Below are 10,407 nucleotides of genomic sequence, written 5' to 3'. Positions count from 1 at the left end.
CCCATGAACGCCCCGCCCTTCTCCCCTCCTCCCTTCCCGGACACCGGCAACGCCGTGCGGTCCGCGAACGCCATCCGCGAGGGCGTCCTCGCGGAGGTGCGCAAGGCCGTGGTCGGGCAGGACGAACCGCTGGAGCTGATGCTCTGCGGGCTCGTGGCCGGCGGGCACATCCTCCTGGAGGGCGTGCCCGGCGTGGCCAAGACGCTGATGGCCAAGGCGCTGTCGCGCAGCGTGGGCGCGGAATTCAAGCGCATCCAGTTCACGCCGGACCTGATGCCCGCGGACATCCTGGGCACCAGTGTCTTCGACCTGAAGTCGCAGGCCTTCGTGCTCGCGCGAGGCCCCATCTTCACGGATCTGCTGCTGGCGGACGAAATCAACCGCGCCCCGGCGAAGACGCAGTCCGCGCTGCTGGAGGCCATGCAGGAGCGCGCCGTGTCGCTGGAGGGCAAGAACCTCCAGCTGTCCCCCATGTTCACGGTGTTCGCCACGCAGAACCCGGTGGAGTCGGAAGGCACGTACCCGCTCCCCGAGGCACAGCTGGACCGCTTCCTCCTGAAGATCGACGTGGGCTACCCCGCGCCGGAGGAGGAGGACGCCATCCTCGAATCCGTGCATAGGGGCTTCGACTCGGGCGACCTGACGCGCGCGGGCATGAACGCGGCGGTGACGAAGGACGACCTGCTCCAGGCCCGCGCGGCGCTCAACACGGTGAACGTGGAGCCGCCGGTCCTCGGTTACATCCGTAAGGTGGTGGCGGCGACGCGCAGCTCGCCCAACATCCGTCTGGGCGCGGGGCCGCGCGCGGGCGTGCACCTGCTGCTCGCGTCGAAGGCGCTGGCGGCACTCAGGGGCCGCGACTTCGTCACGCCGGACGACGTGCGCTTCCTGGTGGGCCCGGTGCTGCGCCACCGCCTGCTCCTGTCGCCGGACGCGGAGCTGGACGGGGCCTCGTCCGCGGACGTGCTGCGCGAGGTGGTCCAGGGCGTCGAGGTCCCCCGGTGATTCCCTCCGAGCGCCTGTGGGGGCTGCTTGCCCTGCTCGCGCTGCCCATGGCGCTGGCGGGCTTCTTCCCGGGCCTGGGCGGCGCGGTGCTGGCGTTGGACGCGCTGGCCGTGGCGCTGGCCGCGTTCGACTTCCTCCAGGCCCGCCGCGTGCGGCTGGAGGTGGAGCGCCTGCTGCCGGAGCGCCTCAACGTGGGCGTGGCCAATCGCGTCGAGCTGCGCCTGGTGCACCGGGGCGGAGGCACGGTGGAGGTGCGCGTGAAGGACGACGCGCCGCCGTCGTTCACCCCGGAGCCCTCGGAGGCCACGCTGCGCCTCACGCCGGACAGCCAGACGCAGTGGGTGTACCGGGCCACGCCCACGAAGCGCGGCAAGTTCAGATTCGGCGCCGTGCACGTGCGCGTGAGGGGTCCGATGGGGCTCGTCTCGCACGAGCGCACCTTCCCGGCTGAACGCTCCGTGTCGGTGTACCCGGACCTGCGAGGGGCCCGCAGGCTGCTGTTGTCCGGTGCGGCGCTGGACCTGGTGAACCTGGGGCTCAGGCAGCTGCGGCGTGACGGCCAGGGCAGCGAGTTCGCGCGCCTGCGCGACTACACCCAGGGCGACAGCGTGCGCGACGTGGACTGGAAGGCCACCGCGCGCCGGGGCAAGCCGGTGACACGGGTGCTGGAGTCGGAGCGCTCGCAGGCGCTGATCATCTGCGTGGACGCCGGGCGCTCCATGGCGGCCCAGGTGGACGGCCTCACCAAGTTGGATCACGCGGTGAACGCGGCGCTGTTCCTCGCCTTCGTGGCCATCCGCAACGGGGACCGCGTGGGACTGGCGCTCTTCGCGGACGGAGTGAAGGCCTACCTGCCGCCCGCCGCGGGCCGGGGCCAGTACCGCAAGCTGGTGGACACGCTCTACTCCGCGACGCCCAGCCTCACGTACGTGGACTACCTGGCGCTCTTCAAGGAGCTGAACGTGCGCCTCAACCGGCGCAGCCTGCTGTGCGTCTTCACGGACTTCCTCGACGAGGAGCAGGCCGGAACGCTGGTGGCCCCGCTGCACCGCCTGGCGCGCCGCCACGTCCCCCTGTGCCTGTCCGTGAAGGACACGGCGTTGCAGAAGCTGCTGCGCACGCCGCCGTCAGGACCGGAGGAAGCGTTCCAGCACGCGGTGGCGTCGGAGCTGCTCACGGACCGCGAGGTGCTCAAGGCGCGCGTGAGCAAGGGCGGCGTGCAGATGCTGGACGTCGCGCCCGACGAACTGAGCCTCGCGGCCGTGAATCGGTATCTCGACATCAAGGCGCGCGGCGTCCTCTAGAGGGGCCACATGATCCGGGCGGCATTCCAGACGGCGGACTTCACGGCGGTCCCCGTCGACGACAACGACACGCACCTCGTGCAGCCGCTCCTCGACCGCTGCGAGGACTACCACCAGATTGCCTACGGCCGTCCCGCCCTCCCGGATCAGGCCCGGAACATCCCTCGCGAAAGGCCCCCCACGCTCGGCCCAGGACAGGGCCGCCTCTTCGCGCTTCGCGACGCGCAGGGCAGCCTCGCGGGGATGCTCGAAGCCCTGCGTGACTTTCCTGCGCCGGGAGAGTGGTACATCGGCCTGCTCCTCCTCGCGCCAGAGGCCCGAGGCCACGGCCGGGGCGAGGCCGTGCTGAGCGCCTACGCGGACTACGTGCGCGCGAACGGCGGCCGGCTGCTTCGGGTGGCGGTGGTGGAGCACAACGAGGTCGGTCGCCGCTTCTGGACGCGCGTGGGCTTCCAACCGGAGCAATGGGTGGGCCCCATCGAGCAGGGCCTCCGTTGGAACCGGGTCCTGAAGATGACGAAGGTCCTCGACTAGGCCTCGGGCCCCTCGCGCAGCCAGCCCACGAAGCGCGTGTCCGGCACGTCGCCGCGCACGCGGTGCAGGCCCCGCTTGAACAGCGCGTAGACGCGGAAGAAGCGCTCCAGGCCCGCGCGCTCCGACGCCGTCATCGGATGCGTCCCGCACACCACCTTCGGGTCGCCCTTCCCCGCGTCGATGAAGCCCAGCACGGCCACCACCGGCACGCGCACGCGCTGCCCCTGCGACAGCCGAGGCCCCAGCACCACCGCGTCCAGCGGGTCCCCGTCATCCGACAGCAGGCCCGGAATGGAGCCGTAGTTGTACGGACACGGCAGCGGCGACACGAAGTCCACGGAGCCGTCCGCGCGCCGCTTCACCATCGAGAAGCGCGGGCACTCAATCAGCACCTCCGGCTCGCGAGGCAACGGAGGCACGGCCAGGTCCGGCCCAATCATCCCGCCAGCTCCGCCGTCGCACGCGCATCCCCGCGCCGGCCGCGCATCCAGTCCGACAGCAGGTACGCGTAGACGCCCGCCCCCACCGTGAGCGCGAAGCCGACCTTGAAGGCCACCGACAGCTTCGGCGGGTGGATTTGCGACACGGTGCCTTCGATGAAGCCCGCGAGCACGAACAGCACCAGCGTGCCGAACAGCATCTTCACCGCCGTCACCGCCTCCTTGCGCAGCGCCTGCCCACGAGACAACCCACCCGGCGCCACCATGCCCCGCGCGATGACGAGCCCCGCCGCGCCCGCGATGCAGATGGCCGAAATCTCCGGGATGCCGTGCGGAAGGATCCACGCCCAGAACCACCCGGCCATCCCCTTCGCCGCGTAAACCTGCGCGAGCGCCCCCAGGAACAGGCCGTTGGTGAACAGCATCACCGCCGTGCCCAGCCCCAGCGTGACACCCAGCGCGAACGCCAGGAACGCCACCTGGATGTTGTGCGTGAAGAGGAACGTCGTGAACTGGGCCTGCTCCTCCACGCTCATCCCCTTGCCCGCGGCCTCGTCGGCGGCGCGCTTCACGGGGTCCATGCTCACGTGCTGCTCGGGCACCAGGTAGTGCGCGGCATCCGGATCCACCACCATGCCCACGTAGCCGAAGCCCGCGCCCGCCAGGAACAGCAGCACCGACGCCACGTACATGCGCCACTCGTGGTGCAGGAGCGCAGGGAAGCCGCGCGCCACGAAGGCCCACACGTCCGCGAACCGGGGCCGGCTTCCCGGGTACGTCAGCGCGTACGCGCGGCCCACCAGGTCGTTGAGGTACGCGCTCACGTCCGCGGATCCGCTGCGCGCGCGCACCCACAACAGGTCGCTGGAGACGGCGCGGTACAGCTTCCCCAACGAGCGGGCCTCGTCCAGGCTCAGCTTGCGCAGTCCCTCGCCCTCGGACTTGTCCAGCAGCGACTCCAGTTGCTGCCAGCGCGGACGCCGCGTCTCGATGAACTCCGCCATCTCCATGGGCCCACTCTAACCGAGCCCGGAAACGGCGAGGCGCCGGCCGCCCGCCCCGTTTCGAGGGAGGACTCCGGCGCCCCGGTGCTTCAGGACCACGGAAGCGCTACTTGACCAGCTTCTCCAGCGGCTTCGCCTCGGTGGAGGCCTGGGCCTCCGTCCACTCGACGACCGGCGTCTGCCACGCCATGCCCGTCTCCGCCGGGTCCGTGTCCAGCTTCTCGAAGTCGAAGCCGTCACCGCCGAAGTACAGGTACTCCACCGTGGCGACCGTGTACTCCTTCTTCGGATCCAGCGCCTTGCCCTGGGCGTCCTTGAACTTGCCCTTGCCCGCCGGGGTGAAGCCGGCCACGAGCGCGTCCGGGTTCGCCAGCTGCTTGGCCAGGTCCTCGCCCTTGAGCTTCACGGTGAGCAGCGAGTTCTCGAACGGCATCGCCGAGTACACGCTGCCCAGCGTCACCTCACCCTTGGCCAGGCCATTGCGGATGCCGCCCTTGTTGAGGATGGCGCCGTCGGTGTTGAGCTGCGTGCGCACCGCGCCCGCCACCCACTTCGCCATCAGCGGCGAGTCCTGCGGGATGCCCGTCTTGGTGAAGCCGATCTTCCGGCCCAGCGCCTGGTCCACCTTCGTCTGCCACTCCGCGATGCGCTTCGCCGTCTCCGCGTCCGGCGTACCGCCCGCGACCGCGACGACCTTCGTGTCCACGCCGGTCAGCTTCTGGCCCGCGGCCTTCGACGGGTCGAACTTCAGCTGCGCGCGCAGGTACGAATCAAAGCCGCGGCCCAGCGACGCGTAGGTGGTGTCACCTTCCGTCTTCACGCCCGGGGCATCCGTGCCGCAGCGGCCACCGGCCACCAGCGACACCTTCCAGTCCGCGTGCTTCGCCAGCACCGGCTGCAGGTCCGTGGGGCACTGGTCCGCGACAATCACCACCACGTCCGCGCCCGCCTTGCGCGCCTCCGGAACGGCCGTGTTCAGCGCGTCCTCGTTGGGGGTGACCTCCAGGCCCTCCGCGCGGCCGGACATCGCCGTGCGCACCGTCTTCTGCGAGGTGAGGCCCACCACCGCAATCTTCAGGCCCCGCCGCTCGTAGACCTGGAACGCGGGCATGGACAGGTCCTTGGCCAGCGTCGCGTCCGTCACCTTCAGGTTCGCGGCCAGGAAGGGGAAGCCCCCGGCCGTGCGGTTCTTCAGGAAGGAATCCTTGGCGTACGACAGCTCGTGGTTGCCCAGCGCGGAGGCCGCATAGCCCATGTGCCCCATCACTTCGGCCGTCGGAGCACCCAGGAAGAAGGAGGAGATGGCCGGGCCCGTCCACAGGTCGCCCGTCGTCAGGGCGAGCGTGCCGGCATCCGCACAGGTCGCCTGGCCATCCTTCAGCGGACCGGCACAGTGCTTTTCATCATTCACCCAGCGGCCCATCAGCTCCGCGGCGCCGCCCTTGCCCTCGACGGGCAGAAGCTGGCCACGCGCGCTGCCGGTGACGAGCACCGTCACCTCGTTGGGCACGGCGGGCTTCGCGGGCTCGGCCGCCGGGGGCGTGGCCGGAGCCGGCGGGGGAGTCTTCTCACAACCCGCGAGGGCTCCCAAGGCGAGGACCAGCGCGCCGGACGACAGCGTGAGCTGGCGGGAAGGACGACGGAAGGGACGCAGCGAGAGAAGGTTCGGGTTCACGGTCGGGCCTTTAGCACATCCCCGCCGTGGTAGCGTGAGGCAATGACGGGCATGAAAGGCAAGGATTTCAAGCCTTTACAGGAGGAGAAGGACGGCGGGACTCCCAGTGGACGAGGGGACTCCCAGGGTCGGAACTTCGCCTCGGAGTTCTGGGGCGAGGTCCGGGGCGGCGCCGAGCACTTCCAGTCCACGAAGGGCCAGCTGCCCAAGGGCCGCATCCGCCAGTTCTTCTATGGGGTGGCCCTGCCCTTCCACATCGCCCGCGTCACGCTCGCGAGCCCCGCGGTCCGCGCCACCTACGTGAAGGTGACCGCGCTCCAGACGGCCTTCCTGCTGGCCATCGCCGCGGGGTGGGCGTTCCACGAGTTCGACGGCGACAAGGAGGAGAAGAGACAGGAGCGGAAGCACGAGACGCCCGAGGCCCGGGCCACGCGTGAGCAAGCGCAGGCCCGTATCGATCAGCGGGCGAAGGAGCTGGAGGCCGCGAAGGGCGATCCAGCCGCGATGAAGAAGGCGCTCACCGCGCTCATCGAAGAGGCCGTCAACGCGGGCAAGGCCGGCGACCTCCCCCCGAGCGAAGCCGCCACTGCCGCCGAGGATGCGGCCGATGAGGCCGCCGCTGCCGCCGAGGACGCGAAGGAGGAGCACAAAGGGGCCGGACAGGAGCCCCGCGCGGCCGAGCCGCAAGCCGGCTCCGAGCCGAACACCGGAGAGACCGCGAGCGACACCGAAGACGCGGAGGACTCCCTGGGCGACCAGATCTCCGCCATCGTCCGGGCGGAGGTGGAGGAGGCCCTCCGGGATGTCCCGAAGGCGAACGCGAAGGGCCCGCGCATCCAGAAGGAACGCCAGAAGAAGGGGTTCAACGTCGACGCGCCGCAGGTGCGCAACGGCGTCTTCTTCCTGGGCAGCTGGGAGTTCTGGGCGCTCTTCTTCGGCTCGCTGAGCGCGGTGCAATGGATCGTCGTCGCCCTGTCGCGCGACTACCACACGGTCATCTCCCGCGAGGCCAGCCTCGCCACCGGAGTGCCGCCCGAGGACCCCGACATCACCCCGCACGTGCGCCTCAACGTGCCCTGGCTGCGCGCCAAGCTCCAGCGCCGCTGGAGGGCCTTCCTGCTGTTCGTGATGGGGATGCCCGCCATCATCCTGCTCTGCATCCCCCTGTGCTGGTTCCCGCGCTCGTTCACCCTCCTCAGCGGCGCCTGGGGCTTCTGGTGGCTCCTCGTCTTCACCGCCGCCAAGAGCGACCGCGCGTGGATGGCCCCCGTCACGCGTCCGCCCTGGTTCGTGCGCGTCTGGAGCGCGCTGCCCGCCCTGCACGGCTGGCCCCTGCGCAACTACGTGGCGCGCCTGGCCCGCCGCGCGGAGGGCGTCGCCGCGCCCATCGCCGTCGTGGAGCGTCAGCCGTGGGTGTTCGCGGGGCTCGCGCTCACGCGGTTCGTGGGCAGCCTCCCGCCGTTCCGCTGCTTCACGCGGCCGTTCATCTCGGTGGCCTCGGCGCACCTCATCGGCCTGGACCCCGCGCAGCCGCCCGCGCTCAAGAGCGGCGAAGCCACGCCCGCGCACTGCGCGGGGGACTGACTCACACGTCCGAGGGCGCGTTGCCTTCGGGCGGCAGGCCGCCAATGCCCTCCAGCGGCGCGTGGGGCTGCTGGGGAGCGCCCAGCTCCAGCCGCTGACCCTCTTCACGGCGCGCGGGCAGGTCGATGACGCTCTGGAGCTGCTGGCTCACGGAGCGGAAGAAGCCGGTGAGCAGCTCCGGCCGGTCCGCGAGCAGGTCCAGGAAGTCGCGCCGGTCGATGACGAGCACGCGCGAGTCCACCGCGGCCACCATGTCCGTGGGCCGGGGCGCGCCGTCGAGCAGGCTCACCTCGCCGATGGCCTCCTTCGCCTGGAAGCGCAGCACGTGCTCGCCGTTGCGGAACGCGTCCACCGCGCCCTCGACGATGACGTAGAGCGCGTCGCCCGGGTCGCCCTGGCTGTAGAGCCGCTGGCCCGCCTTGTAGGACGCCTCGCGCGCCACCTCCGCGATGGCGGCGATGTCGTCCACGTCGCTCTGCGAGAAGACGCTCACGCCCTCCAGGGCGAACATCCGTTGGACGATGGTATCGCTCATGTCACCCTCCTGCGGGAGCACGTCCAGGCCGTTCACCCGCGCCACGTGGCGGGCGCACGCGCGCAGCACCAGGTCCTCACTCTGCACGAGCCCCGCCAGCCGCCGCCATAGACGGCCCGGCGCTCCGGGCGGCAACTCGCGGTGGTGGGCCTCCACCTGCTCCATCACCAGCTCGCGCTCCTCCTGCGCCACCAGGTTCTCCAGCAGCTCCAACGCATAGGCGCGGCGGCGCGAGTCGTTGCCCACCAGGTGCTGGTGGATGCGGCGCATGGCCTGCGGCGGATGCAGGAGTCCCAGGAGGAAGAACGACAACTCCAGCGCCTGATCCAACCGGTCGCCCACCGCACGGGTGAGCAGCGACTGGGGCCCCAGCGCCGCCTGCACGTCACGGAAGGCCCCCACCAACTGGCGGTACGTGTCGCGGCGGCGGCCCAGCGCCTCGTGGATGCGGTCCACGTCCACCGGGTGATCCGGCTGCTCCTCGCGCAGGCGCGACAGCTGCGCGCCAATGCGGAAGTGCAGCGCCGCGTCGTCACGCACGTTGGAGAACAGGAGCGCGTTGAGCGCCGCGGACGAACCGATGCCGCGCAGCACACGGGGCAGTTGCATCCGCATGGCCAGCGGCGCGGCCTTGTTGTTGAGCTGCAGCTCCAGCAGCGGCGTCACCGCGTCGCCCAGCTGCACCAGCGACTCGCGCGCGGCCGGACGCTCCTCGCGCCAGCCGAGGAACGGCAAGAGGCGCGGCGCCAGCTCCACGTAGCCGCCCTCGCCCACCGCCGTCAGCGCCACGCGCCGCACGGAGATGTCCATGTCCTCCAGGTAGAGCGACAGCGGCCCCGCGAAGCGAGGGTCCTTCAGCCGGCCCAACAGCCGCGCCACCTCGCGCCGCTCGGCCACGGGCGCGTGGTCGCCCTTCGCCAGCAACTCGCGCAGGGACTCCAGCGCCGCGGAGTTGCCCTGCGTGCGCATCAGCGCGCCAATGGCCGCGCAGCGAAGGCCCACGTCGGAGCTGGTGAGCAGCGGCGGCAAGAGCCGCTCCGCGCGCTCCGGGGACAGCCGCGCCAGGGCCCACACGGCCTGGTCGCGGGGGCGCCGGGGGCCCTCCTCCACAAGCCGCTCCAGCATGGGCGCCAGCTCGCGCGCCTCCATGGACAGCGCCAGCGTCACGCCGCGCTCCTGCACGCGCTCGTGGGGATGGGAGAGGAGCGCGGCCAGGTGTTGCCGCAAGGGCGCGGCCTCCGCCTGCTCCAGCATGTCCACCGCGCGCAGCACCCGCTCCGGCGTGGGCGCGCCCAGCGCATCCACCAGCAGCTTCTGTGCCTCGCCGCCCAGCTCCACCTCTTCCTCTTCGTGCGCGCCCACCTGCTCGCCCAGCGCCGTGAGGTACGCGGGCTTCAGGCGCACGAGCAACAGGCCCAGCGCGGCGCACAGCATCACCACCGCCACCGCCATGGTGATGCCGTTGGCGCCCCGGCCCGCGCCGATGAGCAGCAGGCCCGCCAGCACCACGCCGCCCTTGCGCAGAAGGCCGTCCACCGCGCTCCGCAGCCCCTCGCGCTGCTCGTCCGGCACCGCCGCGTAGAGCAGCTGGATGCCCACCGGCAGGATGGAGTAGCTCACCGCCGTCTCCACCAGCCGCAACAGGTGCACCGGCCACAGCTGCCCGGTGGCCAGCGTGGCGCCCGCCAGCGGCGCGAGCACCAGCGGCACCAGCGCCAGGTACATGAGCAGGCCCATGCGCTTGAGCAGCCGCTCCGCCACGAGCAGCTGGAACGCCACGCAGAACAGGCCAATCCAAAGCTGCAACGAGCCGAACAGCGCCGCCAGCCCGTCCTCGCTCAGCGTGCCCTCCACGCGCAGGCGGAAGAGGTAGTCCACGAAGGACGACAGCACCGCGAACGCGATGCCCAGCGCCGCCAGCACCTGCGCGTACGGGCTCTCCCCCAGGTAGCGCCACGCCGGGAACCACGCCTGCAGCGAGCGCGTGCGAGGGGGCGGCGCCGGCTCCGCCTTGTGCAGGTGGTGGAAGATGGCGCCCGCGGCCAGCAGGCTCACCGCGCCGCTCACGACCACGGCGGGAGTGCCCAGCCGCACCGCCAGCGCCTGCACCAGCAGACCGCCCGCGATGCCGCCGCCCATGCCAAAGCCATTGAGCACGGTGAAGGCCCGGCGCGCCTCGCGCGCATCGAACGCGGACGCCATGCGGCCCCAGAAGCGGAACGACACGAACGTGCTGAAGCAGTCCGCGAACAGGTACAGCGCCAGCGCCGGCATGCGCTGCCCCGCGGACAGCGCCGCCGCCAGCCCCAAGGCCAGCACCCCGCCC

8 protein-coding genes are annotated in these 10,407 nt (G+C 71.5%); 4 read left to right on the top strand and 4 right to left on the bottom strand.

What is annotated here, in order from left to right; genetic code table 11:
- Positions 1 to 3: 3 nt before the first annotated feature.
- The 3 genes from D7Y21_RS37430 to D7Y21_RS37420 are packed head-to-tail and all read left to right on the top strand — an operon-like array spanning position 4 to position 2,843.
- Positions 4 to 1,005 (top strand): MoxR family ATPase, encoded by a 1,002-nt coding sequence (locus tag D7Y21_RS37430; protein WP_121718244.1) that lies wholly within the window; start codon positions 4 to 6, stop codon positions 1,003 to 1,005.
- On the top strand, positions 1,002 to 2,309 hold the full coding sequence (locus tag D7Y21_RS37425; protein ID WP_121718243.1) for a DUF58 domain-containing protein: 1,308 nt from the start codon (positions 1,002 to 1,004) through the stop codon (positions 2,307 to 2,309). Before D7Y21_RS37430 ends, D7Y21_RS37425 begins: the two co-directional genes overlap by 4 nt.
- Before the next feature lie 9 nt (positions 2,310 to 2,318).
- Positions 2,319 to 2,843, top strand: a complete 525-nt coding sequence (locus D7Y21_RS37420; protein ID WP_120563397.1) for a GNAT family N-acetyltransferase — start codon at positions 2,319 to 2,321, stop codon at positions 2,841 to 2,843.
- On the opposite strand, the gene D7Y21_RS37415 is transcribed toward D7Y21_RS37420, so the two are convergent.
- From D7Y21_RS37415 to D7Y21_RS43730, 3 genes are all read right to left on the bottom strand, one after another.
- Positions 2,840 to 3,283, bottom strand: coding sequence for an inorganic diphosphatase (locus D7Y21_RS37415; protein WP_199724285.1), 444 nt, complete (start codon positions 3,281 to 3,283; stop codon positions 2,840 to 2,842). The genes D7Y21_RS37420 and D7Y21_RS37415 overlap by 4 nt on opposite strands.
- Positions 3,280 to 4,293: a stage II sporulation protein M gene (locus tag D7Y21_RS37410; RefSeq protein ID WP_120563398.1), complete on the bottom strand. Its 1,014-nt coding sequence runs from the start codon at positions 4,291 to 4,293 to the stop codon at positions 3,280 to 3,282. Before D7Y21_RS37410 ends, D7Y21_RS37415 begins: the two co-directional genes overlap by 4 nt.
- A gap of 100 nt (positions 4,294 to 4,393) precedes the next feature.
- Complete coding sequence (locus D7Y21_RS43730; protein WP_370039832.1) at positions 4,394 to 4,846, bottom strand: 5'-nucleotidase C-terminal domain-containing protein; 453 nt, start codon at positions 4,844 to 4,846, stop codon at positions 4,394 to 4,396.
- A 1,167-nt stretch (positions 4,847 to 6,013) separates the two neighbouring features.
- On the opposite strand from D7Y21_RS43730, the gene D7Y21_RS37400 reads away from it, so the two are divergent.
- Positions 6,014 to 7,546: a hypothetical protein gene (locus tag D7Y21_RS37400; RefSeq protein ID WP_147469483.1), complete on the top strand. Its 1,533-nt coding sequence runs from the start codon at positions 6,014 to 6,016 to the stop codon at positions 7,544 to 7,546.
- Position 7,547: 1 nt separating this feature from the next.
- Here D7Y21_RS37400 and D7Y21_RS37395 read toward each other — a convergent pair.
- Positions 7,548 to 10,407, bottom strand: a 2,860-nt coding sequence (locus D7Y21_RS37395) for a cyclic nucleotide-binding domain-containing protein (protein ID WP_121718240.1), incomplete at its 5' end; no start/stop codon positions are given.

The sequence above is a fragment of the Corallococcus sp. AB045 genome, assembly GCF_003668895.1.
GTDB lineage: Bacteria > Myxococcota > Myxococcia > Myxococcales > Myxococcaceae > Corallococcus > Corallococcus coralloides.
The sequence above is the reverse complement of the archived record's forward strand: the minus strand, read 5'-3'. Positions and strand labels throughout refer to the sequence as shown.

Excerpts from the sequence above, each read along its gene's own strand:
- D7Y21_RS43730 (WP_370039832.1), bottom strand. The coding sequence starts at position 4,846 with ATGGCGAAGTGGGTGGCGGGCGCGGTGCGCACGCAGCTCAACACCGAC.
- D7Y21_RS37430 (WP_121718244.1), top strand. The coding sequence starts at position 4 with ATGAACGCCCCGCCCTTCTCCCCTCCTCCCTTCCCGGACACCGGCAAC.
- D7Y21_RS37400 (WP_147469483.1), top strand. The coding sequence starts at position 6,014 with ATGAAAGGCAAGGATTTCAAGCCTTTACAGGAGGAGAAGGACGGCGGG.
- D7Y21_RS37415 (WP_199724285.1), bottom strand. The coding sequence starts at position 3,283 with ATGATTGGGCCGGACCTGGCCGTGCCTCCGTTGCCTCGCGAGCCGGAG.
- D7Y21_RS37420 (WP_120563397.1), top strand. The coding sequence starts at position 2,319 with ATGATCCGGGCGGCATTCCAGACGGCGGACTTCACGGCGGTCCCCGTC.
- D7Y21_RS37410 (WP_120563398.1), bottom strand. The coding sequence starts at position 4,293 with ATGGAGATGGCGGAGTTCATCGAGACGCGGCGTCCGCGCTGGCAGCAA.